This is a genomic window from Mesorhizobium sp. M0048 (assembly GCF_040323405.1).
GTDB lineage: Bacteria > Pseudomonadota > Alphaproteobacteria > Rhizobiales > Rhizobiaceae > Mesorhizobium.
This window is the reverse complement of the sequence record NZ_JAMYUV010000058.1, coordinates 1-26,411: the sequence shown is the minus strand read 5'-3', so window position 1 is coordinate 26,411 and position 26,411 is coordinate 1. Positions and strand designations below refer to the sequence as shown.

At 59.0% G+C, this 26,411-nt stretch carries 25 protein-coding genes and 5 pseudogenes; 21 read left to right on the top strand and 9 right to left on the bottom strand.

The features are described 5' to 3' along the window. Nucleotides 1-9: 9 nt before the first annotated feature. From NKJ84_RS28865 to NKJ84_RS28820, 10 genes and pseudogenes are all read left to right on the top strand, one after another. Entirely contained in the window at nucleotides 10-1,227 is a 1,218-nt protein-coding gene (locus NKJ84_RS28865; RefSeq protein ID WP_352509260.1) for a TraB/TrbI/VirB10 family type IV secretion system protein, read from the top strand. A gap of 11 nt (nucleotides 1,228-1,238) precedes the next feature. Continuing rightward, on the top strand, nucleotides 1,239-1,511 hold the full coding sequence (locus NKJ84_RS28860) for a DUF2274 domain-containing protein (RefSeq protein WP_023680069.1): 273 nt from the start codon (nucleotides 1,239-1,241) through the stop codon (nucleotides 1,509-1,511). A 387-nt stretch (nucleotides 1,512-1,898) separates the two neighbouring features. After that, nucleotides 1,899-2,903 (top strand): ABC-three component system protein, encoded by a 1,005-nt coding sequence (locus NKJ84_RS28855; RefSeq protein ID WP_352509259.1) that lies wholly within the window; start codon nucleotides 1,899-1,901, stop codon nucleotides 2,901-2,903. Then, complete coding sequence (locus NKJ84_RS28850; RefSeq protein ID WP_199202885.1) at nucleotides 2,900-3,385, top strand: ABC-three component system middle component 2; 486 nt, start codon at nucleotides 2,900-2,902, stop codon at nucleotides 3,383-3,385. The genes NKJ84_RS28855 and NKJ84_RS28850 overlap by 4 nt, the downstream gene beginning before the upstream one ends. 1 nt (nucleotide 3,386) lies before the next feature. Then, nucleotides 3,387-5,264: a coiled-coil domain-containing protein gene (locus tag NKJ84_RS28845; RefSeq protein WP_352509257.1), complete on the top strand. Its 1,878-nt coding sequence runs from the start codon at nucleotides 3,387-3,389 to the stop codon at nucleotides 5,262-5,264. Nucleotides 5,265-5,329: 65 nt separating this feature from the next. Then, nucleotides 5,330-5,796: pseudogene (locus tag NKJ84_RS28840) on the top strand (DUF4238 domain-containing protein). After that, a complete protein-coding gene (locus NKJ84_RS28835) occupies nucleotides 5,774-6,145 on the top strand; it encodes a hypothetical protein (protein ID WP_352509255.1) in 372 nt (123 codons plus the stop codon). Before NKJ84_RS28840 ends, NKJ84_RS28835 begins: the two are co-directional and overlap by 23 nt. 382 nt (nucleotides 6,146-6,527) lie before the next feature. After that, nucleotides 6,528-7,634 (top strand): hypothetical protein, encoded by a 1,107-nt coding sequence (locus NKJ84_RS28830; protein WP_352509253.1) that lies wholly within the window; start codon nucleotides 6,528-6,530, stop codon nucleotides 7,632-7,634. A 91-nt stretch (nucleotides 7,635-7,725) separates the two neighbouring features. Beyond that, entirely contained in the window at nucleotides 7,726-8,760 is a 1,035-nt protein-coding gene (locus NKJ84_RS28825; protein WP_352509250.1) for a toll/interleukin-1 receptor domain-containing protein, read from the top strand. 163 nt (nucleotides 8,761-8,923) lie between these two features. Then, nucleotides 8,924-9,268: pseudogene (locus tag NKJ84_RS28820) on the top strand (pPIWI-associating nuclease domain-containing protein); the annotation flags it as partial. On the opposite strand, the gene NKJ84_RS28815 reads toward NKJ84_RS28820, so the two are convergent. Then, nucleotides 9,265-9,963, bottom strand: a complete 699-nt coding sequence (locus NKJ84_RS28815; RefSeq protein ID WP_352509248.1) for a thermonuclease family protein — start codon at nucleotides 9,961-9,963, stop codon at nucleotides 9,265-9,267. The pseudogene NKJ84_RS28820 and the gene NKJ84_RS28815 overlap by 4 nt on opposite strands. Nucleotides 9,964-11,261: 1,298 nt before the next feature. Here NKJ84_RS28815 and NKJ84_RS28810 point away from each other — a divergent pair. Beyond that, a pseudogene (locus NKJ84_RS28810) lies at nucleotides 11,262-11,540 on the top strand (integrase core domain-containing protein); the annotation flags it as partial. A gap of 123 nt (nucleotides 11,541-11,663) precedes the next feature. On the opposite strand, the gene gmd reads toward NKJ84_RS28810, so the two are convergent. The 3 genes and pseudogenes from gmd to NKJ84_RS28795 form a co-directional block, all read right to left on the bottom strand. Next, a complete protein-coding gene (gene gmd, locus NKJ84_RS28805; RefSeq protein ID WP_352474458.1) occupies nucleotides 11,664-12,734 on the bottom strand; it encodes a GDP-mannose 4,6-dehydratase in 1,071 nt (356 codons plus the stop codon). Between the two features lie 141 nt (nucleotides 12,735-12,875). Then, nucleotides 12,876-13,177, bottom strand: a pseudogene (locus tag NKJ84_RS28800) (nodulation factor ABC transporter ATP-binding protein NodI); the annotation flags it as partial. Between the two features lie 442 nt (nucleotides 13,178-13,619). Then, entirely contained in the window at nucleotides 13,620-14,021 is a 402-nt protein-coding gene (locus NKJ84_RS28795; RefSeq protein WP_352509246.1) for a hypothetical protein, read from the bottom strand. Nucleotides 14,022-14,164: 143 nt separating this feature from the next. Between NKJ84_RS28795 and NKJ84_RS28790 the strand changes: the two genes are divergently transcribed. The 6 genes and pseudogenes from NKJ84_RS28790 to NKJ84_RS28765 all read left to right on the top strand — a co-directional run bounded on the left by NKJ84_RS28790 (nucleotide 14,165) and on the right by NKJ84_RS28765 (nucleotide 21,332). Further along, nucleotides 14,165-14,428 carry a hypothetical protein gene (locus NKJ84_RS28790; RefSeq protein WP_352509244.1) on the top strand — a complete coding sequence of 88 codons (264 nt, stop codon included), beginning with the start codon at nucleotides 14,165-14,167 and terminating at the stop codon, nucleotides 14,426-14,428. Between the two features lie 393 nt (nucleotides 14,429-14,821). Beyond that, nucleotides 14,822-15,811: a nodulation protein NodZ gene (locus tag NKJ84_RS28785; protein ID WP_023680057.1), complete on the top strand. Its 990-nt coding sequence runs from the start codon at nucleotides 14,822-14,824 to the stop codon at nucleotides 15,809-15,811. 242 nt (nucleotides 15,812-16,053) lie between these two features. Beyond that, entirely contained in the window at nucleotides 16,054-17,469 is a 1,416-nt protein-coding gene (locus NKJ84_RS28780; RefSeq protein WP_352509243.1) for a mannose-1-phosphate guanylyltransferase/mannose-6-phosphate isomerase, read from the top strand. Nucleotides 17,470-18,104: 635 nt separating this feature from the next. Continuing rightward, nucleotides 18,105-18,431 (top strand): annotated as a pseudogene (locus NKJ84_RS28775) (DUF4917 family protein); the annotation flags it as partial. A gap of 237 nt (nucleotides 18,432-18,668) precedes the next feature. Next, nucleotides 18,669-19,127, top strand: a complete 459-nt coding sequence (locus NKJ84_RS28770) for a (2Fe-2S)-binding protein (RefSeq protein WP_352467057.1) — start codon at nucleotides 18,669-18,671, stop codon at nucleotides 19,125-19,127. 3 nt (nucleotides 19,128-19,130) lie between these two features. Continuing rightward, on the top strand, nucleotides 19,131-21,332 hold the full coding sequence (locus tag NKJ84_RS28765) for a xanthine dehydrogenase family protein molybdopterin-binding subunit (protein WP_352509242.1): 2,202 nt from the start codon (nucleotides 19,131-19,133) through the stop codon (nucleotides 21,330-21,332). A gap of 710 nt (nucleotides 21,333-22,042) precedes the next feature. Here the strand turns inward: NKJ84_RS28765 and NKJ84_RS28760 are convergent. The 3 genes from NKJ84_RS28760 to NKJ84_RS28750 are packed head-to-tail and all read right to left on the bottom strand — an operon-like array spanning nucleotide 22,043 to nucleotide 23,792. After that, nucleotides 22,043-23,233, bottom strand: coding sequence for a tyrosine-type recombinase/integrase (locus NKJ84_RS28760; protein ID WP_352509241.1), 1,191 nt, complete (start codon nucleotides 23,231-23,233; stop codon nucleotides 22,043-22,045). After that, a complete protein-coding gene (locus NKJ84_RS28755; RefSeq protein ID WP_352509240.1) occupies nucleotides 23,233-23,496 on the bottom strand; it encodes a helix-turn-helix domain-containing protein in 264 nt (87 codons plus the stop codon). The genes NKJ84_RS28760 and NKJ84_RS28755 overlap by 1 nt, the downstream gene beginning before the upstream one ends. Before the next feature lie 44 nt (nucleotides 23,497-23,540). After that, the gene (locus NKJ84_RS28750; RefSeq protein ID WP_352509272.1) at nucleotides 23,541-23,792 is read right to left on the bottom strand and encodes a hypothetical protein; all 252 of its coding nucleotides are present in this window, start codon (nucleotides 23,790-23,792) and stop codon (nucleotides 23,541-23,543) included. A 360-nt stretch (nucleotides 23,793-24,152) separates the two neighbouring features. Between NKJ84_RS28750 and NKJ84_RS28745 the strand changes: the two genes are divergently transcribed. Both NKJ84_RS28745 and NKJ84_RS28740 read left to right on the top strand, forming a co-directional pair. Then, complete coding sequence (locus NKJ84_RS28745; protein ID WP_352509238.1) at nucleotides 24,153-24,503, top strand: major capsid family protein; 351 nt, start codon at nucleotides 24,153-24,155, stop codon at nucleotides 24,501-24,503. Continuing rightward, entirely contained in the window at nucleotides 24,470-24,643 is a 174-nt protein-coding gene (locus tag NKJ84_RS28740; protein ID WP_352509237.1) for a major capsid family protein, read from the top strand. Before NKJ84_RS28745 ends, NKJ84_RS28740 begins: the two co-directional genes overlap by 34 nt. Nucleotides 24,644-25,014: 371 nt before the next feature. Here NKJ84_RS28740 and NKJ84_RS28735 read toward each other — a convergent pair whose 3' ends face one another. After that, nucleotides 25,015-25,197: a CsbD family protein gene (locus tag NKJ84_RS28735; RefSeq protein ID WP_352509236.1), complete on the bottom strand. Its 183-nt coding sequence runs from the start codon at nucleotides 25,195-25,197 to the stop codon at nucleotides 25,015-25,017. Between the two features lie 67 nt (nucleotides 25,198-25,264). Here NKJ84_RS28735 and NKJ84_RS28730 point away from each other — a divergent pair, with 67 nt between their 5' ends. Both NKJ84_RS28730 and NKJ84_RS28725 read left to right on the top strand, forming a co-directional pair. Then, nucleotides 25,265-25,747 carry a DnaT-like ssDNA-binding protein gene (locus tag NKJ84_RS28730; protein ID WP_352509235.1) on the top strand — a complete coding sequence of 161 codons (483 nt, stop codon included), beginning with the start codon at nucleotides 25,265-25,267 and terminating at the stop codon, nucleotides 25,745-25,747. Further along, nucleotides 25,748-26,059: a hypothetical protein gene (locus tag NKJ84_RS28725; protein WP_352509234.1), complete on the top strand. Its 312-nt coding sequence runs from the start codon at nucleotides 25,748-25,750 to the stop codon at nucleotides 26,057-26,059. Between the two features lie 60 nt (nucleotides 26,060-26,119). Here NKJ84_RS28725 and NKJ84_RS28720 read toward each other — a convergent pair whose 3' ends face one another. Continuing rightward, nucleotides 26,120-26,287, bottom strand: coding sequence for a Thivi_2564 family membrane protein (locus NKJ84_RS28720; protein WP_352509233.1), 168 nt, complete (start codon nucleotides 26,285-26,287; stop codon nucleotides 26,120-26,122). Nucleotides 26,288-26,411: the final 124 nt, after the last annotated feature.

Here is a 26,411-nt window from a genome sequence, read left to right as displayed (position 1 = left end):
GGACGGCCCATGACGGATACTTCCCGCTCCGATGCTTCACCGAAACTCGATCCAGAACAGCTGCAGCTGCGGGCCTCGCCTCGCCGCGCTGTGCGCTTCAAGCGCGGCATTATTGTCGCCATTGCTGCTGTTGGTTCCGGGACCGTTCTAGGCGTCACCATGATGGCGCTGCAGGGACCGGCGCTGCGCATCAAAGAGCAGGCTGAAGAGCTTTACAACACTGAGCGGAAGCCAACCGCGGAGGCAATTGAAAGGCTGCCTAAGGACTATTCCGGGATCAAGCCCAAGCCTCCGGTGCTTGGACCACCGCTGCCCGGCGACCTCGGCCGCCCCATCCTTGAGCACCAACGCCAGCTGGGCATCGCGCCGGGCCAGGAGGTTTCGGCGGAGGAGCAGCGCCTTGCACAGCAGGCGATCGAGGCGCGCGAATCGCAAGTCTTCTTCCGGATCGAAAATCGACCCCGGCAAGCGGATGCCGCCGGCAACGGGCAGGGCGGGCGTCCACCCTTTGATGGAACGGCTCCACAATCCGATGCCGCACGCGATTCAGCTTCCGTTGCACCGGCCGAGGACGACCAAAACAATCAACAGCGCAAGCTCGATTTTGTCAGCCAGCGGAACACAAGTGGAATCTACAATCTGCATGCACTGCAGACGCCGGCTTCGCCGTATCAGCTGATGGCCGGCAGCGTCATCGCAGCGAGCCTGATCACTGGCATCAATTCCGACTTGCCCGGCCTCGTCGTCGCACAGGTCACCGAGAATGTGCACGACACAGTCACCGGCAGCACCTTGCTCATTCCGCAAGGCTCTCGCCTGATTGGCACCTATGACAGCGTTGTTGCCTTTGGACAAAGGCGCGCGCTGCTGGTCTGGCAACGGATACTGCTGCCCGACGGCTCTTCGATCGAAATCGACAATCTGCCGGCGACGGACACCGCCGGCTATGCCGGGCTTGAGGACAAGGTGGATTTCCACACCTGGCAGCTGATGAAAGGCGTTGCGCTGGCCACGTTGCTGGGGGTCGGCACGGAGCTGAGCCTCGGGCAAGACGAAAGCGACCTGGTCAAAGCAATCCGCGAATCCGCTCAGCAGAACGTTAGTCAAGCTGGCCAGCGCATCACCGAGAAGGACCTCAATATTCAGCCCACGATCACCGTCCGCCCTGGTTGGCCACTGCGCGTCATCGTGCACAAGGATCTTGTGCTACGGCCGTACCCGAATTGACTGGAGTCATCATGACCAATCTGAAACTCGGCAAACTTCCGGATCGGACACCTTCGAAGATCACCATAAGCGTAAGTGCAGACCTGAACCAAGCACTGAAGGACTATGCGGCCCTTTATCGTCAGACCTATGGCGAGTCCGAATCGGTAGCGGAACTGATCCCGTTCATGCTGGCGGAGTTCCTGGAGAGCGATCGAGCGTTTGCCAAGGCCAGAAAGGAAGGGCTCCCTGTCGTCGACAAGTCAGAGAAATCGCGGCGGCAGGCAATTTCAGGGTCCGAATAAGTGACAGCGATCAGTGAGTCCGAGGGGGCACCTTTCTAGGCGGGCAAATGCATTGAAGCAATTTGCCGGCGGCAAGCCGAAACATCGGGCACAATAGACGAGCTGATCTGCCCCGAACCAATGCCGGCTCTGCGCCTCATTTCAGTCGTTCAGGCCGTCTAGGCAATCTTTTCAAAGCTGCCGGTCCGTTCAGGTTGATGAACTGTCCATGACAGGGTGGGAAGCGGCTATCCCACTATCCGGAAAGAGCACGGAAATTTGACGTCGCGCGAATGATGTCGTCGGCGAAACCATCCAACAATGTCTTCAGATCGATGCCGGTTTGAGCGTTGTCGACGCGGCGCGCCGATGCGATACTCAGGCAAAGGGATCGATTCAGGGGCGGACGTGACGAAGCCAGCAACGCGCATCGTCGAACTCGAGGACAACGAACTCGAAGAGTTCGTCGAGATATACGCCGAACGGAAATCGAAAGACTACGTCGAAGTCGAGCGCGTTGGTGCGGCCAATGACAAGGGCCGGGACGTGATAGGATTTCTCTCGCGCGCCCGCCATGATGGCGCGTGGGACCTTTACCAGTGCAAGCGGAAGACACGCGGCTCGAAGCTTCGGATCGGCGAGGCTATGACGGAGCTGGGCAAGGTCTTCCACCATCATGCGGCCGGCGCCTACGCGACGCTGCCGCGACGGTACATCTTCGTTTCGCCGCGAGGCATCGACGGCTCGTTGACTACGCTGCTGCAGAACCCGTCCCGAATAGGGAAGGCGCTGCTGGAGGCTTGGGACAAGCATTGCCGGATGAGGATAACCGCCAGAAATCCCGTCGAACTCACGTCCGAAATCCGGGCCTCGATCGAGCGCTACGACTTCACGGCGGTCGAGTGCCTGACGGCGCCGAAACTGGTCAAGGATCCCGCCGCGCTTCCGGCTCTTGTCCAGGTGCTGGGCCTGCCGCCTGGCGAAGCGCCCGAAGGCGAAACGCCCGATGAAATCAGCGACATAGAGCTGACGTATCTGACGCAGCTTCAGGAAGTCTATGCGGGATCGGCCGGATTGGACTTCGCGACGCTGGAGGACGTCTTTACGGACCCTAAATTCGGGGAGCACCTTAGGATCCAGAGACAGCGCTATTATCAGGCGTGCGCGTTCCGCGACTTCCACCGCGACAATACGGCGGCCAGATCGGTCGACGTATTCAAGAACGACATCTACCATTTACTGATCGAGGTCTATAACGAGGCGCACCCATCGCCTTTGGCGAGGATCGACGCGGTGATGAAACACACGGGGGCGGCGCCTGCAGGAATTCTGGGTACCTTGGCCCGGCCTCCCGTGAAGCAGGGTACGTGCCATCACCTCGTTTCGGACGGAAGGATCAGATGGAGCCCATGAGCGCGAGCATTTCAGACCTGTATCATACGCCGCTCGAGGCCGGGATTCGTGCCGTGGTCGTGCTCGAGCATCTGCGGCCGATGACCGCCGACCTCAGCGAGGTTGTCCTTTACGATCACGTCGTCGTCCACGCCTCCGACGTCGGCGGACCGATGTCGCTTCACGCCGCGGTCAGCAGCCGGAAGGGCGAGCTGCTCGTCCGGCGCGGCATTGTGGAGGCAGGGCTCGACCTTATGCGCAAATGCCATCTCTTGGAGAAGGTCGCCGACGATGAGGGATTCGCGTGGCGAGCCTCCGAGGAAGCCGCTTCGTATGTCGAGTTGCTCGAATCCCCCTACTCTGAAGACCTGAAGATCTGCGCCAGCTGGGTGGCCGGACAGGTGCGCGAACTGTCAAAGGCCGGATTCAGGTCCATGGTCGTCGGTAACATCGGGGAATGGACCGATAGTTTCGGGCATGGCACCTCCCAGGCTGGCGTCTGACATGTCACCGTCCCGGTTCATCTTGCGGCGCCTCGCCTTCACCGGGCCGGATAGACTGGCCGTCTACCTCGACTTCGCGCCGGGACTAACGGTGGTCTGGGGCGGTTCGCAGGCTGGCAAATCCTTCGCCGTCAAGGCGCTCGACTACATGTTCGGAGGAGGGTCCGCCCTGCCGGGCCTGGCCGAGGCCGTCGCATACGACAGATGCTGGTTAGAAATTGATGTGCCAAAAAGCGGGCGGATCACTCTCGCCCGTTCGCTGTCAAAAGGCGGGTACGACCTTTTCGAGGGTGAGTTCGAGCAGGCACTCGGCCGGAAAAGTGACCGCACGCTGGCCGAAAACCACACGACCAAGAAGGAGAGCCTCTCGACTTTCCTGCTTGGAGAACTCGGCGTCGGCGACACGGAAATTGCCAGGACTCAGACCGGCGACAAGGCGACGTTCACGATCCGGCATTTCGCCAGCTACCTGTTCACGGAAGAGACCCCGATGATCGCGGAGGAAAGCCCAATCGTCGTCGACCGCCAGAGTAGCGACACCTTCAACAAGAACGTCCTGAAGTTCATCCTCACAGGTGTCGACGACAAGTCGATGGTGAAAGTGCCGGATACCAAGCAGCAGAGACAGACGAACGCTGGTCGTATTGAAATCGTTGAGGAGATGCTGAACACGGCGGTCGCAGAACTCGCCGCCATGTATCCCGATGTCGAAGACTTGACGATCTTGAACCTCGACGAACAGGCCGAGCGGCTAGATGCGACGTTGAAAACCTTCAGATCGAACCTGGCTGCAGGACATTCCGCTCTCGACGCGCTCTCCATGGAACGTCGACGACTGGTGTCCGAGCGCGATGAACTGACGGAGAGGGCGGACGAGGCGGTCCTGACCATTGAACGGTTCGAACTGCTCGCAACAAGCTTTGCCAGCGATATCCGCAGGCTTATGATGCTGGAGGAGGGGGCCGCGGCCCTTGTGGCCGGAGCGAAGCGTCCTTGCGTCCTGTGTGGTGCTGATCCCGAGCATCAGCATGTCGAACACGGCTTCGAGGCTGTCGAAACTTCCCAGAAGGCCGTTTCGGCAGAATTGCGCAAAGTCCGAGCCGAAAGCGCCGGGCTGACGAAGGCGATCACTTCACTTCAGGCCGAAGCGATCGGAATGCGGAGGCGGATCGCCTCCCTTTCCGGCGACATCGAAGTGAAAGATGAGCAGATCGAGACCGCACGGGAAGCCGCCGTCAAGACACGCGACCAGTATGAGGGGATCGATGTGGCCCGAAAGAAGCTCCATGACGCAACGTCCGTTGAGAGGCGCATCAGCGGACTTCGGGTCCGCCAGGCCGAGCTGTTGAAGTTCAAGACGAAACGGGTCGCCAAGGGAAGCGTCGCGGTCGGTGTCGGGACGGTCGTTGGAGATGAACTCGCAGCTGCGGTGGAGGACATCTTCAGGAAGTGGAAGTATCCGGGGGATCCGCGTATCACTTTCCACGAGCAGACGCATGATATCCTCCTAAACGGAAAGCAGCGTAACGCCAACGGCAAGGGTGTAAGGGCGCTGCTCAACGCAGCGTTCAAGATTGGGGTCATGGATGTCTGCCGGAAACGCGAGTTGCCGCATCCGGGTATTCTCGTCCTCGACAGCCCGCTTCTCAGCTACCGCGACCCGCTGAAGTCAAAGCACAAGGAACTCAGCTCTGACGAAGCTACCGTAGCCGCGGCAGGTCTAAACGTGCACTTCTACAACTATCTGATAGAACGCTGCGACGAGGCGCAGTTCATAATCATCGAAAACCAGGATCCGCCGTTCCCACTTCCGGACGGGGTGCTTGAGCATGTGTTCGCAGGCGAGCACGGCAACGCGGGCAAACGCGGACTGTTTTGAGCCGGTTCCGGATCGCCAGATCCCTGGAGCAGGCCTCCACGGGTCTGCAAGCATTGCGGGCAATAATGGCAGAGAAGGCAAACCACCACTTCACCCCTCAGTTCTATCTGCGGAATTTCAGCGTCGGCTGTGACAAGCGGAAAGCCAAGGTCTTCTGCTACGATCAGTCGACGAGAAAATCGTTCGAGACCTTGGTCCGGAAGTCGGCAGTCGGCGCCACTTCTTCCGGATCGATGTCGAGGGCTATGACCCTAACCACGTCGAGGACGGGATGGCCGAGATCGAGGGTGAAATCTCAGTGCATCTGGCCGAGATGATAGAGGCGATCAGCTTCCCATCGGAGGCGCATTTTTCTTCTGTTATGCTTCTGATGGGGAACGTGGCCGTGCGTAATCCACGGTTCAGGTCAATGACCGAAAATTTTGATCTGAAAGTCGTCAACGGCATTATGAAAATGATGCTGCAGGATAAGGATCGCTTCGACGATTCGGTGAAGCAGGCGCGAGCGAATGGCGCCCTTAGTCCGCGATGACATCAACTACGAGGATATGAAGGACCTCATCGATCGAGGCGAACGTAAGGTTGCGATCGATCAGACTTACCTGTTTGGATTGGAGCTCGAATCGGTCCCGACGGCTGTTGAGCAACTGGCTCGCAGGAGCTGGTCCTTCGTCTCGGCCGCGCCTGGCTGCACCTATGCGGCATCCGACGATCCGGTAATCCTAGATTGGGTTGACGGAAAGCCGAGACCTTACTCGCCGGGGTCCGGCCTCCAAAATACGATCGTTATGTTCACGATCTCGCCCGAGCTCGCTTTGGTCGGGCTTTTCGTCAAACAGCCCCCCAGCGAGATCATCGCCGCGACCACGTCGCCGCACTGAATACGAGCATTACTCGATATGCGACCAAGTAGCTCTATGCTCGCGACGGGTCGGGCAAGGTTCGCACCAGGACAGAGCTTTATGTCCCAGGCCGGGACCTCGGCGCGGCGTTGGAACGACAGGCGAGGGGTGGAGGGTGATGAATCGTTAGACAGGCCAGCTGCCTTTTTCAATCAAGGACGTGTTTGTTCCCAATCTACGATGATTGACGGCGGCTTCCCATCCATTGCCATTAATCCCCAAGTTCCACCGTCTACTGACAGAAAACGTGTTTTCGGACTCCGTTTACAACCGCGAATCTTCTATATTCACGGCAAGACTCGCATGAGTCGCAACCTGCCAGGGAGGAGACGATGGCAACAACAGGGACGAGAACCCAACCATGGAAGCATCCGCTCGCAATGTAATAGAGTACACGTTTCCTGAGGAATACACTGGCCACGCAACCTACCGTGAGGCTCCTTATCATCTGCGGGACCAGTTCATAGAACACGTCAAGCAGTCCTATCAGCCTGAAACTTTCCCCGGACTCTACTGGGGTCGCGTGAACAAGAATGAGCCATTCGAAATCATCCACACGTTCGCTGTGGATCGAAAGAAACGGCCCGAGGGCGACTACATTCCCTGTCCGATGTGCCAGCGGCGGGAGAAATTTCTCGAAGGCTCCTTCGTCTTTATCTTCAACCGCCAGTGCATCGCGGTGATCGGCCACGACTGCGCCTCAGCGGAGGTCAAGCATGCCGCGTTCTCAAAAAAGAAGCAGGACGACGAGCGGAGGCATCAGGAAGACTTCCTGATGGCGCGGCTGACGCACGTTCCCAGCATGCTGCGGGAGTTAGAAGCCCTGAAGCCGATCGCAACCGAGATCGAAGGCATCTTCCATGACTTCCGGAAGGACGCGCCGACGATCCACAGAGCCCTGCGGCAGGTCCGCAAGGCCGGCGGCGAATACGTCCTGACGGAAATGGTCGACAACGAGGCTGCCGAGTTCGATCCCCGGCTCCCGAAGAAGCTCGCGCGGAACAGCTACTTCGGAAGCATGCGCGGTGACACGCTGGTTGGCGCAAGCTGCAAGTTCCTGACCGAAGTCAGGCGCTACGAACAGTGGCTTCTTTCCTTCGACGGCTGCGACGACGAAGAAAAGGCCATGGAGGCGACTATTGGCTTGTTGCAGCGCAAGGAGGCCGCCAAGGCGGTCAGGTACATCGGCGAAGCCGCGAGGCGGATGGACAAGCTGAGACGGGCTATGTCGGCCGCCTGCTTTTTCTTTGCTGACACCCATATCGAAGACATGAAGGAATGGGCGCGGGATCGGCTCCAGCCCCATCCGTTCACTGTGGACCGCCACGTCCGGAACGACGGAATTTCGCTCGCTTTCTCGCGCGTCACCGGAAAAGATGAAGAACGCGAGTATGCGCGTCTCTTCCTGAGCAATGCACTCGCCGAATGGGCGGATGCCAATCGCGTCGCACCCAAGCTCGAAAACTGAAATGCTCTGACAAGGGGGCAGCGGAACGCTGGCGGCACTTGCATTTGGGAGCCCGGCGCAGATAACTTGCCGACCTCTATCGGGGGCCTCAATGACCGACATCTTCATCAGCCACGCAGTGGCCGACGCTGCGCTTGCCAATAAGTTCGTTGCCTTCCTGAAAGAGGCTATCGGCGTGCCCGCCAAATCGATCTTCTGCTCCAGCGTCGACGGCCAAAACATCCCATTTGGAGATGACTTCAACGATTACATGAAGAAGCAGATACAGAGCCCGAAGCTCGTCATCCTAATGATGACACCGTGTTACATGGAGAGTTGGTTCTGCCTGATGGAACTTGGCGCCACCTGGGCGAAATCGTTGAAAGCGCTCCCCATCGTAGTGCCGCCGATCAGGTTCAGCGCTGTCTCTGGTACGCTAGGGCTGAAGCAGGGGTGGAGCATCGACAACGATGCAAAGCTCGTCGATCTACGCCAAATGATTCAGGGGACTGGAACCGCACTTGAACCGCGGACTGAGCATGACTGGGACAAGAAGCGGGCGGCGTGGAAGGTCGACCTGAAGAAATTATTGAAGAACCTAGCTCCCGCAACCAACGTGTCCGCCTCCGAACATAAGGCCCTACAAGACGAGCTCGCGGAGCTGAAACAGGAACTGGCAGGCCTCCAAGATGTGTATGACGAGGCGAGCGAAACGATCGAAGAGCTCAAGGCCGCGAAGGACCCTGTTGCAGTCAAGGCCATCATGTCCAAGAAAACCAGCGTCGATGCCGAGGCCCGGTTCAAGGAAATCCTGAAAACGATCGTCGACCTTCGACCACGAGTCAGCATTTACTTTTACCGCAATCTCATCATGGACCTCTATGGGAAGGCCGTCCCCATTGTCTGGTACGATAGCGACCAGAAATCGAATGCCGAAATGGCGATCCAATACAACATCATGGACCCCGATCCGCCGCATGCGTATTTATGGCGAGGCAAGAAGCTGAAAAAGGTGCAGGCGGCCGTTAGGGCGCTCGACGAATTCCTCGAAAGCGAGGAGGCGGCAGACTTTGTAAAGGAGCACGAGAGCTCCGGCAACACGATGGACACGGACGACCTGGAGTTCTGGGAAGACAACCTGAACTAATTTCGGCGCGACCGATATGATAAAGCCCCCGTCGCGCTAGGCGTTTTTCAGGGAGCGCATCCCCTGCCGGGCATCCTGAACTCCTCAGCGAGGGTAGACGGCACGATTCCGCTGGCGACATCCCGGCGGACGACACCGGCATTCATATCTTACAGGGCTCTCCGACGACCTGTGCGACCGATGGAGGGGTGCGATCTTTGCGTTGAACCCAATCAACCCTGACGCCGCACGCCACTTTTGCACCAGTGCGCGGGAGATATTCACGGAAATCCTGGAGGTTTGGCCGAAGAGGGCGGGTCGAAGGCGCCGACCCCCAGTGTGACCGCACGCCCAAGGCAAGCCCACCCGCAAGGCGAAAATCCGCTATCTTCTCGGCAAGAAGGGGATGCTGCACGACAAGCTCGAGGTCTTCATCGAGACCGACATCACCAACATCGTCCAGCTTTTCGGCGTCTTCAACCAGGCGACCCACGGCCGTGGCGCGCTTACTCCGTTACATTTCAGCTAGCAGAGTGTTTCGCATGGGATCCCATCCTTATCGCGATCGAGTTTTCCGCCCCATGAGCAGTTTTGCAGGTACCAGTTGGCTTCATCGCAGGAACCGATCTGCTTGCACGTTCTCCGCGGCTCGCAAGAATAGCCGCTCTGCGCGACCAGCTTACGGCTGATGATGCCCAGCGGGCGACTCGACGGCGCCGCGGCGTCGGCGTGCGCAGCGCGCCATTCCCAGGGTGCCTGAAACGTCCCGGCCCACAGGCCGATCTTTGAGGCTTGGGCTTGCGCCTGCTGCCCCGCATAGGCGCCCTGGCTGTAGTTAGGCCAATCCAGCGCCTGGCCGTGCTCGACCATCCAGGCGGCCACGCCCGCGCCGTCGGCGCGCCGACAATCGCCGACAAAGCGGTGGTAGCGGTCCCACGTCACGAATGTGCATTCGAGCGGCCTCGACGCGGCCAGGAAAGTGTCCAGCGCTTCGGCCGATCGCCGGCCGCAAGGATACTCGGCGCCATTCGCATCGCGGCACAGCTGCCGGCTCTCTGGCGCGTCGATGCCGTTGAAGCGGACGCGCTGGCCGTGGATTTCGATCGTATCGCCGTCAATGACGGAAGCGACACCGGTAAGCGAGGCGGGCGCCGCCCTTCGTGGGCTGGCCTTTGATGCATCGTCGCTACGTTGCGCGCCCGACGGCGCCAGGAAGGCGGCCACCGCCGCCGCTGCCGTAAGACCGAGCATTGCCGGCACGCTCGCAAGTTGGCGCCGCCACAGCTTGGCACCGGTGGGTCTCTGCCACCGATTGGATCGATATTTGCGGTATGGCCTGCTCATCCGCTACGCCGACCAGCCCGGCCATGCGCTGTCGACCATGGGCAGGCCGGCGCAATAGTAATCGTCAAGGAACCGCCCGGTGGACCGGTCGCGGCAGCGCCAGATAACGCTGTAGTTCTGGCCATAGAATTGGTCCCACGCGACGCCATAGGTTTTGGTGGCGGTGGCCGGTAATATGTTCCGCCTCCATAGCCGTTGTTGGCAGCGACACCCACAGCTGCGCCGCCGACAGCCGCGATCGCTATGCCTGTCGCGACAGCATTGTCGGTTTGCACAAGCCTGGTGCACCTCTCTGCTGTTGCGCCCCTGCGCACTAGAAGGGCCGCTACCCTGCTACGATACTGTTCGTCCGTGCTGCTGGCGAGAACGTGACATAGCGCAACGGTATTCATTGCCGTGAGATCGCTGTCCGACACGACAGCGCTCGTAGAGCAGCCGCTGACGCACAGGGCTGCACTTGCGATGAGTGCTCCAATTTTCATGTGAATCCCCCAAACAAATATTGGGGCGAGTCCGACCTAGAAGTCCAGAGTTTTGTTTTTCACTTTGCTACGATTCACAGCATGCTCCGGCTAGCTGGCATCCACTGCAACCAACCCTTCCGCCGGTCGTTGACTGATGCTGGGTTGATCTCAGCCACTCCAGAACTTGCCCGCTGGCTCAAAACCGGCGGGCTTTTTTTCCGCGACGCCGGAAGGCTCTATCTCGCCGTATGTTGTGGTACATCGGCACGCCGTCATCGGGCGGTCCCTCCGCCATGGTCGGCCGGCGCAGCCTTGACCGTCCGCGCGGGCCATCCCAATCAAGCCCGCTGGCTTCGGTCGGCGGCTTTTTATTTGATGCCCGGCGCCGTCGGCTTGGATCTAGATCCTCGCCAGTGCCGGATTGAAGGTAAGCTGCGGCGGTATGATCGCACTTCGCGCGGGACGGACCATTGGTGTGCAGCAAGAGCGCCGAGTTCATTCGGCCAAGATTCTGCACTAGGCCGAGGTAGGTGAAGGCAGATAGCTATCCGGTAATCGCTGAGATATTGGAGATAATGTTCCCCCATGGAGGTGTGTACCAGTATTATAGGTTTCCAAACTTCATGTACGAACGCCGTGGACGAGCTGCTGTGTGCGCTTGCCGTAAATCGCTTCCGCGAGTTCACAGTCGGAGGTTGGCTAGGACCCTAACGCGAGAGCTTCAACGGCCCCCTTCGCGATGAGCTCCTCAACGAGACGCGGTTCACGTCCCTGGCCCAGGCCCGCGCGAGGCTCAATGTATGGCGCGCCGATTACAACGGCGCGCGTCCGCACTCGCACATCGGATGGCAGACACCCAACGAATGTGCATCGACCTTCAACCCGCGACGGTCGCTCGCGCTGCGCAACGTGAAACGCTCCGCGCCAGCACCCGTCGCGTCCACCGGCCATCAGGGCAAATCCACCCCCGGAAACGAACTCACGACTGGATAAAATTGGGGGAAACGTCAGGGCGGCCATAACTTTGCAGTCTTCAGACGCGAGGCGGCCTACAACAGCGCTGCCCACCATGCTTGTGGCCCGCGACCCACACGGCTTTTCCCTTCAGATCGTACATTATGCTTCCTTCATGATTACCGATGTCTGCATGACCTTGAGGTCTTCCCGCACCATTTCCGCGGCGAGCTCGCGCACGGATGTCTCATGCACCCAGCCGAGCTTCTCCTTCGCCTTGGTGGCATCGCCCAGGAGAAGATCGACTTCCGTGGGGCGGAAGTAGCGTGGGTCTACCTGGACTAGGCATCTGCCGGTCTCGACATCATAGCCCTTTTCGTCGACTCCCTCACCACGCCATTCGAGCGCGACGCCGACATCTTCGAAAACCCATTCGACGAATTGGCGGACAGGGGTCGTCTTGCCCGTCGCCAGCACGTAATCATCCGGTTGATCCTGCTGCATCATCATCCACATACCACGCACGTACTCACGCGCATGGCCCCAATCGCGTTGAGCATCCAGATTGCCGAGATAAAGCTTGTCCTGCTTGCCGAGGTAGATAGCAGCGGCGGCGCGGGTGATCTTGCGCGTCACAAAAGTTTCGCCGCGCAGTGGGCTTTCATGATTGAAGAGAATGCCGTTGGAAGCATGGATACCATAGGCCTCGCGATAGTTGACCACGATCCAGTAGGCGTAGAGCTTGGCGGCGGCGTAAGGGCTGCGCGGATAAAAGGGCGTTGTTTCGTTCTGCGGTACGGATTGCACGAGGCCGTAGAGCTCTGAAGTCGAGGCCTGATAGAAGCGGGTCTTGTCCTTCAGACCGAGGAGGCGGATCGCCTCAAGAAGTCGCAATGTTCCGATACCGTCGGCGTTTGCTGTGTATTCCGGCGTTTCGAACGACACCTGGACATGGCTCTGAGCGGCCAAGTTGTAAATCTCGTCTGGCTGGGATTCCTGAACTACTCGGATGAGATTAGTCGCATCAGTGAGGTCACCGTAATGCAAAATTAGGCGCGGATCGGGATCGTGCGGGTCTTGGTAGATGTCTTCGATGCGACCCGTGTTGAAGGAAGAGGAACGTCGCTTAATCCCATGAACGACGTAGCCTTTTTCCAGCAGAAGACGGGTAAGATAGGCACCATCCTGTCCCGTTATGCCCGTAACCAGAGCAACTTTCCTGTTCTCGCCCATTTTCTTCCTGCTCTATTATAGTTGAAGTTTCGACTCCGGCTCGCCACACCGCCAGCAAACTGCGGCCCGCCCCATACCCTATGGTAGGATTTCGACAGATGCGGCGCGGAGCTCGTCATTGACAGTGTCAGCCAGCGAGCACACCTGCTCCTGCTTGGAGGCATAGCAAAACAGAGTCTCGCCGCTAACCTGCCTAAGTCGCACATGCGGCCTGAGTGCCGAACTCAGCTCACGGGGTGAGCGACATAGATTTCAATCACGTCGCACCCGATTTGCTCATCAATCAGCGAGTGAGGACGCACGTCCGTTCTCAAGCACGCAGGTCGGTTGCATAGCCGCTCCGCTTCTTCCACGAAGTGGGTGGCCAGTAGAATCGTCTTGCCCTGCGCCAACAGGGCACGTAGCCATTCCCAGATAAAATGGCGGGCATGTGGGTCCAAGCCGACAACTCCACCTTACCGCTCTCTTGCGCTAACCAAGTAATCTTAATCATTGCCTGCTTCAGCGTCTTCTAATGGAAATTGTTTTGATCAGTGAAATCGATTGTTTGGATGAGGTGCATCCATAAAATGGATTGTTTGACAGGGCAGCGCGGGCACATCGGCGGCACAAAGTCGTGGGCGCGAGGTTTCGCTCCGCGCGAAGACAAAGTTCGTGGCAGTCGGGGGCTTTGGGCGAACCGCACATTTGAGACGGCGGCGAAAAGCCGGGTAGGGCATTACGTATTGACCTCCAAGGAATTTCGGGCGCGCTAGCCCGAAAACGGTAGCTGGGCTTCAACGATGGGGGGACGAGGCGACCATCAAACTGTGTTTCATACTGTAGGCGATCGCAGTGCGGCGAATTTGAACGGCCGCCTTTGCCAGCCCTCGCCATCGCATCCGGCTACAGGTGCCGAAGATCTTCTCGATCCGAGTACAAATTCTGTGGATCGGTTGGTTCCAGGCGTCGAGCTTTCGGCCTCGTCGCGCCCCCACGCGGTTGCGACGATGCGCGGCCTTCCACCCTTGGCGCGCACCGCGTCGCCGAGATGATTGCCTCGGTAGGCGCTGTCGGCAAACACTTCGCCGGGATTGTCGGGCAGAGCATCAGGAACGGCGTTGCCGTCCTCGGTGTGGGCGCCGTGACGGCGATCTCCTCGACAAGGGCCGTATCGGCGTAGGCACCGAAATGGGCTTTGAAGCAATGAAACGCTGGTCGGCGCTTGTACTTGACCCAATGGCCCTCTTCATCATCTTCGCTGGCCGAGGCGATGATCGCCGCATCGACAGGCGTGCCGATCTTCACCTGGATCGCTGAACTGGCGGGTGATCTCGGCGAACAACAGGGTCATGAACCTCAAGGGCCTGTCGAAAACGGACGAGAGCGGGTTCGCACGGGTGTCGGCTCCGACACCGAGAACCCGCAGAACCGTCGGAACGATCCTCCACATGGCTGCAGACGCCAAAATTCCTCTCTCGGCCGTCGTCGCACAGCATCGCGTGCCAGTCGCTCAGTCCGGCCGGATCGAAAGCTATCCGGTCGACACGAGTTGCGCCATGTTGGCGCACTTGAAAGCGTCAGAGGGCGCCGTGTCGCATCTTTCGATGGGACCGGACGCCATGATGGCCATAAATGACGTGGATGGCCTGCGCCTGACATTCGACGGCTGGCGGGTCCTGCACATCCGTCCTTCAGGAAACGCCCGCAAATGACATGTTACGTTGAGGCAGTTAAGAATTGGACTTGAAAAAGGGACTTTGTGGACTGCCTCGAACGGCTGTTTCGCTTAGCAAAGCGCGGCCTCGCGTCAGCAGAGGCCCATCGTCAAGGAACGCCTTAGTATCCAACACATGGATGGGCCACATCCACGCAATCAATTTTACAGATGTCGCCCGGCGCATTAGAGAACGCTGAATTTAACCGGAAGCGGGAGTACCCGGCGTCAAGATTTGCGAGCGTCACAGAGATAAGGATAGGCAGTGCAGAGGGAGCTCTTCTGCCCCACGCGCAGCCTCTACCAAATCGCCCGGCGTAACGGTCGACTAGTATCGATTAAGAGATCCCAAGCCAGATGCAACCTCGTCTCTGAAACGAAATTTCCGAAAATGCAGGTCAGTGGATTGGTAAAGCGCAGGTTCGTCGTCTCTCAGAGGCGTACGGGGTTCGGTGATTGTCTATGGTCGCTGGCGGCCGCTTGGCGCTACGCTCAGCGGTCGGGACGAACGCTAGCCGTCGACTGGCGCGGGTCCTGCTATCTCGACCAACCCTTCACAAATGCCTTTCCGGTGTTCTTCGAACCGATCAATGACATCGCTGGCGTACCGGCTATTTGCGACGACCGGATCAACGACTTTTCCTTCCCGGGTCCATTCTTCCCGGAGTGGTGGAATAGGCCAGCGATCGACTGCCTTTACCGCCCAGATGAGCAGATTTTCCAAGAGCGCGACGAGTTGGGCGAGCTCTTTCAGGCCGAACACGATGTCGAAGCGAACACAGTAGTGTGTGACGCTTGCTTGATGTGGCGCTGCGATGAGGATGCCGAGCGGCAGGTCTTCCAGAGTGTCAAGCCTCGGTCTGAAATTCAAACACGCATAAATGCCATTTACCAAGAATGTTTTGAGGGGCACAGCATCATCGGGGTTCATGTTCGACATGGTAACGGTGAAGACATCATGGACCATGCGCCCTACTGGGCCGATCCGGAGTTCGCCGTTCGACAAGTGTGCACTGCGGTTGATAAGGCTAAAGCGTTACCGCACCCCAAGCCTGTGCGGCTGTTCTTGTGCACGGACAGCGCGCAAATCCTGGATCACCTGTCGGCCAGGTTTCCCGATCTTCTCACCGTCCCCAAGCATTTCCGATCCGATCAAGACGGCCCCTTACACACTGCAGCACTTGGGATGGACGGCGCAATTTCCGCCCTCGTTGAGATGTATCTTCTCGGGCGCTGCGATACTGTAATTCGGTTTCCTCCGACGAGCGCCTTTACACGATATGCACGCCTTTTCGTACCACGCGTAATTGAGTTCGATCTGAAGGAGCCAAGTCGTTTGATTTTGATAGAAGACAGCCAAAGAATCTCTGGTCTCAGTTAAGACCCGTCACCTGCACAATTCGGCGGATGCAACCAACAGACATAGTTGAATGTCCATTTCTCATCGAGGCCATGGAAGCGTCGTACGATACCGATAGCGTCGTCATCTGAGGCCGTTCGGCAACGCGCCAGAACTTCGCTGTTACTCGGAGGCCGCAGACCAAGCCAGAGCGACGGCGATCGTGACGCTAACGCTCGAAAGGGCGCGGGCAATCACTCCAGAGACGAAATCGAGGTTGTTATATGAAAGTGGTTCCCGTCATCATCAGCGGCGGAGCCGGATCGCGGCTATGGCCCGCCTCAAGGCAATCGCACCCTAAACCTTTCCTCAAAGTGGCAGACGGGCATTCACTGATGCAGCACACTGTGTTGCGCGCCGGTTCGATAAAGGGCGTAGTGGAACTCGTCGCCGTGACATCTGGGGAACACCTCTTCCTTACCAAGGACGACTTCGACGAACTAGAGTCCGTGGTCCTGCCACGCACCTTTCTGCTCGAGCCTGAAGGCCGGGATACGGCCGCAGCCGTTGCGGCAGCCGCCATCCATGCCAAGGCGACGCAAGGCGCTGACGCGATTCTATGCGTCTTCCCAGCCGATCACATGGTTGGCAACCTGCCTGCATTTTTAGACGTCATGTGCCGGGCCATCGAACATGCGAAGCTCGGGCGGATCGCCACATTGGGCATCACCCCAACCAGACCGGACACGGCATTCGGCTATATCGAAGCGGATGGTGAGAAAGTCGTCCGTTTCGTTGAAAAACCGGATCTGGACACAGCCAAAGCCTATGTCGCGTCCAAGCGCTTCTTTTGGAACGCCGGCATTTTCTGCTTTAGCGCACAAACCATGCTCGACGAGATGGCATCGCATTGCCCCGCGGTGATCCAGGCCGTCTCCGACAGCTACGAGAACGGCCGCTTCAGTCAAGGCGAAGGCTTTGCCAAGATCGAACTCGCGCCTGAGCATTTCGTCTCCGCCCCGCGAATCTCGCTCGACTACGCTGTCATGGAGAAGACGAACAAACTTGCCGTAGTTGCCTGCGACATGGATTGGAACGACATCGGATCCTGGAACGCAATGGCCGATTTGATCGCCCCCGACGAAAGCGGGAACAGGATACGCGGCGATGTGCATATGGTCGACACGACCGGCAGCTATGTGAGCTCCGACAAGCGCGTCATCGGCACGGTCGGCGTCAGCGATCTGGTGATCGTCGATTCCCCGGACGCTTTGCTTGTCGCATCCCGCGACCGCGTTCAGGACGTCAAGAAGCTGTTCGAGGGCCTCAAGGCTTCAGGACATGAAGCTCACCTGGTCCATAGCACGGTACACCGGCCGTGGGGTACCTACACGGTTCTTGAGGAAGGCGAGCGCTTCAAGATCAAACGCATCGAGGTGAAGCCCGGTCGGCGGCTGAGCCTGCAGATGCACTATCATCGTTCGGAGCACTGGGTCGTGGTCAGCGGCTCCGCGAAAATCGTCAATGGCGAGCAGGAGTTGTTCCTGGCGACAAACGAATCAGCCTACATCCCCTGCGGCCATAAGCATCGGCTGGAGAACCGAGGCAGAATTGACCTGGTGATCATTGAAGTGCAGAGCGGCGATTATCTCGGCGAGGATGATATCGTTCGCTTCGACGACGTATATGGTCGAACGTAGATTTCACCCGCGTGACGAGAACGGTCAACGTGTCGCTGACTAATTACCACTAGGAAGCCCGTCTGCCCACTCAGGACCGGATGCTTGTGGAATCGGGAATTGACCAACGCAGCGGCGAATGACCGCAATCGGCATCAGGGGTGGGACAAATCAACCGGAAAGACCGGAGAGCATAGTAACGCAACACAGTCCCACTGTCGAATAGCCTTTGATATTTCTGACTTTCCAAGCACCCTCAGGGCCCACCAAAATTATATCAATGGCTTATGGCCGACTTCGCTCTGAAGTGGGCCAAATCGACCTCGCTATCCCCGCAGCACTCAGTTCGATTGTTTTCGCATGAAAACGAGCAAGGACAGGGGGAGGGCGATCTTGTGCTGGCTTCTATGTCCAATCTTGCTCCTGTTCGTCGTCAGGTTGTGTGCAGCCACATAGCGCGGCTATCGCGAGGCTGGAAGGCCTCCGATCGATAGGTGCGGCGAACGGCGGCAACGAGGTGCGAATAGGATGGCTGAGCGTATGATCGAGAATACCGCAGTTGCGGTCTAGCGCGAAATGCAGCGTCTGTGACTCATCGGTCATTGCAGCGGGAATCATGACCCTAAGCCGCCCTTCATCAACCCACCAGCGCCCAGAAGAAGGCGAAGATCCGTCACAATGCCTACCTGTACCAAGGCTTCAAGCAGTTCACCGCGAATGTGAAGACCGCCAGCCATTGCTTCTTCATTTTCGGCCATTCGCTCGCTACGAATGACGACCACATCCTTAACCGCATAGCGCGTGGCAAGTTTCGCAAGCTCTGTGTTGGCATCTATGGTGAACCAGCATCCGCGGATAACCAGCGGATCATGAACCACGCGAACGAGCTAGCGGTGCAGCGCAACGAAAAATCGCCGCTTGATGTCGTCTTTTATGATGCTGCTACAGTTCATGTCTGGGGTTTAGGCTTAGAAGCGGAATGACTGCCAACCAGGTCATCGAGCCGGAAACTGACCGGCCGGTCGGCCCAAAAATGACATTCAGTTGCCTCCAGCCTTTCGACACGAGCCACTTCACGATCTCGCGATTGCCAGCTAGCGGCTTGTTGCTCGAGCTGCGCGATCCTAGTCTGTGGTCGCTATGCCTCAGCAATAAGAATCCGGTTCCTAGCCGGGCGGAGGCGCAACGAGATAGCCAGCTCAGGACAAGGAGAGCAAACCATGGTCGCTTTTACCCTCAATGGCGAGGCGCGAACACTCGACGTCGATCCAGAGATGCCGCTGCTCTGGGCGATCCGTGACGGCATCGGACTCACAGGAACGAAATTCGGTTGCGGCCTTGCCCAGTGCGGCGCTTGCACGGTTCACGTTAACGGCATGCCGACGCGCTCGTGCCAGACCGCAGTCGGGGACATCGAAGGAGCCTCGATCACCACCATTGAGGGCGTGTCGGGCAAGATCGGCGAAACGGTCCAGGCCGTGTGGGCCGAGTTCGACGTACCTCAATGCGGCTATTGCCAGTCTGGCCAGATCATGTCGGCCGTGGCCCTCCTGACAGAGACGCCGAAGCCGACGGACGATGATATTGATTCGGCGATGAGCGGCAATCTCTGCCGCTGCGCCACCTATCATCGCATCCGCGCGGCCATCCACGAGACCGCCAACCGGCTGGAGACTTGAGGCATGTTGCAGTTTCTCCCGAAGCATAATGCCGTGGGACCCACGCGCCGCCAGTTCCTCCTCGGCACGGCCGTCACCACCGCGAGCCTCGCCGTGGGCTACCGGCTAATGATGGCCGCGCCCGCCAACGCACAAACGACGCTTGCAACGGTCCAGGCGAACCCCTTCCAGACCTATGTCGAGATCACACCGGAGAACCGAATCGTCGTCCACTCGTCGCAGTTCGAGATGGGACAAGGCTCCTATTTCGGCATCGCCACCCTGGTTATGGAAGAGCTCGACGGCGCCTGGGCGCAGGTCCACGTGGTCGGCGGATATGGCAATACCGCGCTCTACGGCAATCTCGCCTGGGGCGGGGCCGCGCAGGGAACCGGTGGGTCCACGTCGATGAGCTCGTCGTGGGAGCGCTACCGCAAGGCGGGTGCTGCCGCACGGGCCATGCTGGTGGCGGCCGCGGCGCAGCGGTGGGACGTGCCAGCCGGCGAGATCACAGTCGCTTCCGGGGTCGTGTCGCACGCCTCAGGGATGCAGGCGCGCTTCGGTGACCTGGCTGAAGCCGCAGCGGGAATGCCGGTTCCCGACGACGTGCCGCTAAAGCCGCGCGACAAGTGGGCCCAGATCGGATCGGACAGCCTCAAGCGCTACGATTCCGCCGGCAAGACGAATGGCGCGCAGACCTACACGATCGACCTCAAGATGGATGGACTCAATACGGCCGTTATGATCCATCCGCCGAAGTTCGGCGCTGTGATCGAGAGCTTCGACGCCTCCAAGGCCAAGGCACTCCACGGCATTGTCGATGTCGTCCAGACGCCGCGCGGCATTGCCGTGGTCGGCAGGGACATGTGGACGGCGCTCAAGGGCCGCGATCTCGTGGAGGTGACCTGGAACGAAGAGAAGGCCGAAAGGCGCGGCACGGCCGAGATCATGGCCGAATACACTAAGGCAGCAGACGATCCGGGCGCGGCCACCGCGCGCGACGACGGTAACACTCCCGCAGCGTTGGCCAGTGCTGAGAAAGTCATCCAAGGGCACTACGAATTCCCCTATCTTGTCCATGCTTCGATCGAGCCACTCAACGCGGCCGCCCGAATCAACGAAGACGGCACCATCGACGTCTGGGGCGGACACCAGATGCCCGACCTTTATCAGGCGGCTGCCGCTCAAGTAGGCGGCACCACGCCGGACAAGGTGAGGCTGCACGTGATGAAGACCGGCGGCAGCTTCGGCCGCCGAGCGGTCTCGGACGCAGATCTCATTATCGAAGCTGTTTCCACAGCGCGTGCACTGGGACCCGGCAAGCCAGTGAAGGTGCAGTGGACCCGCGAGAACGACATGCGGGGTGGGCGGTACCGGCCGGTCTATGTGCACGCAGTCAAGGCGGGGCTCGACAAGGAAGGCAATGTCGTCGCTCTCCATGACCACATCGTGGGCCAATCGATCGCGGGCGGTTCGCCCTTTGCGGCGATGATCGAGAACGGCATCGATCCGACCTCCGTGGAGGGCGCCACCAACCTGCCCTATGCGATCCCGAACCTGAAGGTCGAGCTGACCACGACGGACGTGAACATCCCAGTGCTGTGGTGGCGTTCGGTAGGCTCCACCCACACCGCTTACGCAATGGAAACCCTGATCGATGAGCTCGCCGCCGCTGCGAACCGTGATCCGGTTGATTTCCGCTTGTCGATGCTCGGTCACCATCCACGGCATGCCGGCGTGCTGAAATTGGCTGCTGAGAAGGCAGGCTGGGACAAGCCTCTGCCGGAAGGCCGTTTCCGCGGCGTGGCCCTGCATGAAAGCCTCTCCACCTATGTCGCCGAGGTGGTGGAGATCACCTTCAACGATGGAAATGATTTCAAAGTCGACCGCGTCGTCTGCGCGGTAGATTGCGGCACCGCGATAAATCCTGACCAGATCCGCGCTCAGATGGAGGGCGGTATCGGCTTCGGGCTAGGCGCGATCCTCCAGGAGGAGTTGACCCTGACGGGCGGTGTCATAGACCAAGAGAACTACGACACCTATACGCCGCTCAGGATCGAGCAGATGCCGCGCGTCGAGGTGCACATTGTGCCGTCCGACGAGCCGCCCACGGGCGTTGGCGAGCCCGGTGTGCCGCCGATCGGCCCGGCCGTCGCCAACGCGCTACGGGCGGCGACGGGCAAGACGATCCGCAAGCTGCCGATCATAAAGAACTTGTCAGCATAGCCGGGAATGACACCATGAAAACGGCCGCGATGAAGATCGCGGTCGTAGGTCGTTTTTGAACGCCTCCTGACAGGCGATCACCTCCATTCGATCAATTTCCGGCGGCTGCCCGGTTCAATATCCGGTTTAGAGACGGTAACCCGTGTTCTGAACGACCGCAGACGGTCGTTGGTGCTGGTAGCACTGAAGAACCGCTTTCGAGACGCAAATGCCGCACGCAAATGTCTCGAAAGGGTCACGCTAGAGACTTTTGTACCACCTATTGCATGTCTGCTATCGCTTTCTGGGCGCGAGGAGCGGCCGGTCCTCTGACGGCCCCATAACAGGACATTGATGTCTTCGCGCTGAGCGTCAGCAGTTGGCGCTACCGCGACCTTCCTCAGGAAGGCTGCACACCGACGCGATCTTCCTTTCGCCTTGCGCAAACCTCCCTTCCGAGTGAGGCGTTCAGTGCGTCGGCTTGGTGGACTGAGGCACTTCTGAGTGGGACAACAACATCGAAAAACATTGGAAAAGATTTGAATACTCTGAAGTCCCACTGATCTCTAAGAAATTGATTTTTATCGCTTTCTGAACACCCTCCGGGCCCACCAAAATGTTTGATTTCATTTCGAAAAAGTGGCCTCGGCCCAAAACGTTTTGGGCCCATTATGGGCCCAACAAAAAAGGGCGGCCGATAAGCCGCCCTGCACCGGTCCGATTGAAACCATTCATTTGATGACGCGCAGCGGCATCCGTTGCTTCATGGCGTCGCGTTTCGCCTCCCGCTCGTTGATCGCGCGGGCGATATCGACGGCCATCCGCTTCTTGTTCGCCTCCCGTACGTACGCGTCCGTCACCGTCATCGAGGAATGTCCCATGGCTTCCATAATGGCGCGTGCCTGGATGTTGCATTCGGCGAGATACGTGCCGAAGGTACGCCGGAGCCCATGCAGGGTGTAGCCCTCCGGAATGCCGGCCTGCCTGTTCCAGTGCGCCATCATGCCGGTGAGGCTTTTTTCCGCAAACGGACGCCCATAGGCGTTCCTCAATACCGGTCCACCTTTCGAACGGTCTAGCGGCTCCAGAGCCTGCGCCAGCTTGTCCACGATGGGGATAAACACTTCCCTGCCGCCGTGGCGGTTTCGGTTCTTTTTCTGCCGAAACTCGAAGGCCTCGATCAAAACCAGCGAGCCATCGAACAGTTCGATTTCCTCGCTGACCAGATCTTCCCATTCCAGTGCGGCGATGTCGCCGCGTCTATTCCCGAGCCAGAAGCCGAGGGCGTAGCAGGTGCGCGCCGCCGAGCCGACTGCATGGCGCGACTCGAACTTTTCACGAATGGCCATCGGCCACCCAGGATTGGCCGTCGATTTGGGAATGCGAACGCGAATTGACAGCGAAGGATCGTCCTGCGGCTTGATCCACTTCTCAACGTCAATCGCCACCCAAAGGAGCTTTTTGATCGCTACCAGCAGATGCTTTGCGACTGTCCGTCTGGTGCCAAACACGCCTTCGATAATCGCACGCAGACGGTCGGCATCGAGATGCTCGACCGGCGTGTCGCGCCAGGTGAGCGGATAGGCGGGATCGACCTTCATCTCAAGGAAGCGTTCAATAAGCCGAGCATTCTTGTGCTGGGTGGCTTGGTCGAAGTCCAGCCATTCCATCGTCGATTCAAGCCGGCGGGCAGCATGACCGAAAGTCTTCGGCAACGCCCGTCCAGGCAAGTCGATGATGACGCCCTTTTGACCTTGGCCTTGAGTTGCCCGTTCATAGGCGGCCTCGAATTCTGGATCACCTGGCCGGCCTGGAAGCCGAATTTCGGGTATTCCCTTGCCGCGGTAACGATAGACGAGCTTACCGCTTTTTAGGCGCGACGAGACTCCGGGATATTTGTCATCCTTGAATGGCCGGCCCATTAAGCCCTCCTTCCAGCCTTCTGCTGTTCCAAGCGCCGGGGCACCTCGATCGTCGCCGGAGGCGAAGGGCTTTTGCTCTCCATAGCGACCCGAAGGAGCAACGGGTAGGGGAAACCTCGACCTTGCTCTATGCCCTCATATGTGCGCTTCGGGATGCCCAACAATTTCGCTGCGCTTTCTGCCGTGAATCCTTCTCTTGCCCGCCAAGCTTTCACATCTCGCGAGAGCTCGTCTTTATCATTGACGTCAACCCGTTTGCTCACATGGAAATCATACTACGTCGACAGCGTATACGCAATCTGCGTAATCATTTACGCCTAGCACTTTTTCCGCTTCGTTCCAAAAGCACCCGGAGACCACTCTCTTTGTCAGGCAAAGACGAAAAGGAGCTATCGAGGGTGACACGATCCCAGATCGTGCGACTGTTGACGAGCTTAGGCTTCGGCATGCGGCCATCGCCGACCATCTCGTCAAATAGCGTCGGTCCAACGCCAACGTAGCGCGCTGCTTCCTCGCGAGAGAGACCACGTGGAGGATAAGAAATCGCGTCAGCCTTCACAGCCGTCAACCCGAAAAGTACAACCGGCAGTGGGGTGAAGTCTGGCGAGTCGGTTACGCTGGTCACACCGTTCGTCCGCGGATCCACCAAGCCAGACATCCCGCGCCGCGCCAATTTGGAATGCGACCTTTTCTTACGAATGCACATCGCTGTTAGGAAGATGTCCCCCACGTAGGGTTCTGAAAACGGCGGCAATGGCGTGCAAATCGGAACGGTTGACGTCAGAATGCTTGCCCACCGCTCGCGAACGAGGCTTCGCTCAGGCGCATCGACCGCTGATCTTCGTTTTGGGATTGCATTCGCCATTGTCGCTTAGCCAGCGACGAGCAGTTGGCTATCTTGCATAGCATACGGACCGCCGTGGGCCCGGCCGACGGCACGGGTTTGGCGACGACGTTCGCGTCCACGACGCCGGATCAGATCCTCCGCGACATCAACGGCCAACTGACCGGCATCTTCGCCGGCATGCTGGGCGTTGAAATCACGGATACGCTGCTCCTGCCGTATTCGGTCCTGCTCGACATCTCGACGCGCCGCATCGACGCGGTGAACCAAACGACCATCCTGGAATTGGGTGAAGCGCAACAACATCTACACCCTGACCACAGGCGGCGAGCTCACTATCCGCGGAGCCTGCGGCTTATCTCGACACGTCTGGCGCCGGCGGCACCAAGCGCATGGTGGCCTATCGCCGCTCGCCCGAGGTGCTGAAGTTCCACATGCCGGTGCCGTTCCAGTTCCTGCCGGCATGGCAGACCAAGCCGATCAAATTCGACGTGCCCGGCATCTTCCGTCTCGGCGGCGTCGATATCAGTCGGCCGAAGTCGATCCGCTATCTCGACCGCATCTAAGGAGGCGATGATGAAAGTCACCAATAGCCAAGCCGGCCCGCGCGGCATCAACACAACCAGCGCTCCGGTTCTCTCGATCCCGGCCAGACCGTCGATGTTGAGATGAGCTCTGCCGAACTAAAGGTCGCTAAGCAACCGGCTGGTTCTCGTTTTGCTGGGAAGGATTCGTCCCAATCGGCCGAGTTCCAGGGCAAGGCCGCTGCCGACAGGGAACGCGAGGACCTGAAGAAGCAGGCGGATGACCTTGGCATCGAATATGCCAGGAGCGTCTCGACCGAAAAGCTGAAGGAACTCGTCGACGCTAAGTTGGCGGAATGCCTGGATGGTTGCGGCGGCGGAGGCCGCCCGTTTGGGACGGACGGCCCTTGTTTTCAATCCTTCAAGGCGTCTCGGATCTTGTCCTTCGCCTTGCCGAAACCTTTCTGAAGGCTGCCTTCGGCCTTATCAGCGGCCCCGTCAGCGCGAAGCTTTTCATCACCGGTGGCCTTGCCGATCTTATCCTTCACATCGCCGCGCAGTTTCTTCGCGGAACCCTTAACTTCGTCCTTGTGCATGGTTCTTCTCCTTTTGCAGAACTCAACGTGAGCGGAACCTGAATGTTCCAGAGTGAGCAGGATCGGCATGGCTGGATACGGTGACGATGCAGGCTTCACAGCCTATGCGGCCGCAGCCGGCCATACCGTGCCTGCAGGGACGATCGCGGCAGCCCGTCAGCGCGGCAGCGTCTACATCGATGGCACCTACGATATGCGCTTTCAGGGCGTGCCGACAGGCGGACTGGCGCAGGAACGTGCATGGCCGCGCACCGGCGCCACGGTCTACGGCTCGACGCTCGCCAGCGATTTGATCCCGCAACGGGTGATCGACGCCTCGTATGAAGCCGCATATCTCGAACTGGTTAAGCCCGGCCTGCTGTCGATCTCCTTTGACGCTTCCAAGAAGGTGAAGCGTCAGAAGGTCGAAGGCATCGAGCGTGAGTTCTTCGAACCAGGTGACAGCGGCAACATCTTCGCACCGGATGCGCCGGTCTCGACCATCATCGAGGGCTTGCCCGCCCCGCTAATCGGTCCCGCCTACGGTCTGCCTGATATTTCGGTCGTGTAGATGGCCGGCTTCTACGACGACATGGCCGAAATGGTTACGGAACTGCTCCAGCCGGATGGCGAGGGCGGATTAGGGCAGGGAGAGGTCTTTCTGCGGAGAAAGCACAACCGGCGCTCTAGACCCATCGATGCCATGGATACCGGGCACTCCGACGGTGACAGATTATCCGCTCGAGGCCGCGAGACGCCGAGTCTCTCAGAAATACGTCGAGGGGGGACACTGATTGTGGCGACCGACAACCAGATCACGTTCGCGGTGCCGGCCATTGTCACCGCCATGACGGCATCATCGACGGCGCCGAGCTGGTCATGAAAGACCTGCGGCCCATCCCACCGGCAGGTACGCCGGTGGCGTATATCGCATTGTGGCGGCTTAAAATACCGCGAGGTATTTCAGCAATGAAACGATGCCGATGATGATCACGACAACTCGAGCGATCTGGCGGGTACGGCCGTCAAGCGGCAGCAGGTTAACGAGATACAATACCAGAACGATGACGAGGAAAGTGATCAGAATACTGATCAAAGGTGTGCCGGCCATTGCCCCTCACTGACATGAAAACTAGCACTACTTTGGCAGATTTTTAGCGGAGAGGGTTCTGCGGCAGTGGGGACAACGGATTGGGGGCGGCTGCGCGAGCGCGGTGAGGATGGCTTGCCTGACG

What these genes read in the sequence shown, in the direction of transcription:
- NKJ84_RS28865 (WP_352509260.1), top strand. Translation starts at nt 10, where the DNA reads ATGACGGATACTTCCCGCTCCGATGCTTCACCGAAACTCGATCCAGAA.
- NKJ84_RS28860 (WP_023680069.1), top strand. Translation starts at nt 1,239, where the DNA reads ATGACCAATCTGAAACTCGGCAAACTTCCGGATCGGACACCTTCGAAG.
- NKJ84_RS28850 (WP_199202885.1), top strand. Translation starts at nt 2,900, where the DNA reads ATGAGCGCGAGCATTTCAGACCTGTATCATACGCCGCTCGAGGCCGGG.
- NKJ84_RS28845 (WP_352509257.1), top strand. Translation starts at nt 3,387, where the DNA reads ATGTCACCGTCCCGGTTCATCTTGCGGCGCCTCGCCTTCACCGGGCCG.
- NKJ84_RS28835 (WP_352509255.1), top strand. Translation starts at nt 5,774, where the DNA reads ATGGCGCCCTTAGTCCGCGATGACATCAACTACGAGGATATGAAGGAC.
- NKJ84_RS28830 (WP_352509253.1), top strand. Translation starts at nt 6,528, where the DNA reads ATGGAAGCATCCGCTCGCAATGTAATAGAGTACACGTTTCCTGAGGAA.
- NKJ84_RS28825 (WP_352509250.1), top strand. Translation starts at nt 7,726, where the DNA reads ATGACCGACATCTTCATCAGCCACGCAGTGGCCGACGCTGCGCTTGCC.
- gmd (WP_352474458.1), bottom strand. Translation starts at nt 12,734, where the DNA reads ATGGGCGAGAACAGGAAAGTTGCTCTGGTTACGGGCATAACGGGACAG.
- NKJ84_RS28790 (WP_352509244.1), top strand. Translation starts at nt 14,165, where the DNA reads ATGGCTGCAGACGCCAAAATTCCTCTCTCGGCCGTCGTCGCACAGCAT.
- NKJ84_RS28785 (WP_023680057.1), top strand. Translation starts at nt 14,822, where the DNA reads ATGCAGGTCAGTGGATTGGTAAAGCGCAGGTTCGTCGTCTCTCAGAGG.
- NKJ84_RS28780 (WP_352509243.1), top strand. Translation starts at nt 16,054, where the DNA reads ATGAAAGTGGTTCCCGTCATCATCAGCGGCGGAGCCGGATCGCGGCTA.
- NKJ84_RS28770 (WP_352467057.1), top strand. Translation starts at nt 18,669, where the DNA reads ATGGTCGCTTTTACCCTCAATGGCGAGGCGCGAACACTCGACGTCGAT.
- NKJ84_RS28765 (WP_352509242.1), top strand. Translation starts at nt 19,131, where the DNA reads ATGTTGCAGTTTCTCCCGAAGCATAATGCCGTGGGACCCACGCGCCGC.
- NKJ84_RS28760 (WP_352509241.1), bottom strand. Translation starts at nt 23,233, where the DNA reads ATGGGCCGGCCATTCAAGGATGACAAATATCCCGGAGTCTCGTCGCGC.
- NKJ84_RS28740 (WP_352509237.1), top strand. Translation starts at nt 24,470, where the DNA reads ATGGTGGCCTATCGCCGCTCGCCCGAGGTGCTGAAGTTCCACATGCCG.
- NKJ84_RS28735 (WP_352509236.1), bottom strand. Translation starts at nt 25,197, where the DNA reads ATGCACAAGGACGAAGTTAAGGGTTCCGCGAAGAAACTGCGCGGCGAT.
- NKJ84_RS28730 (WP_352509235.1), top strand. Translation starts at nt 25,265, where the DNA reads ATGGCTGGATACGGTGACGATGCAGGCTTCACAGCCTATGCGGCCGCA.
- NKJ84_RS28725 (WP_352509234.1), top strand. Translation starts at nt 25,748, where the DNA reads ATGGCCGGCTTCTACGACGACATGGCCGAAATGGTTACGGAACTGCTC.
- NKJ84_RS28720 (WP_352509233.1), bottom strand. Translation starts at nt 26,287, where the DNA reads ATGGCCGGCACACCTTTGATCAGTATTCTGATCACTTTCCTCGTCATC.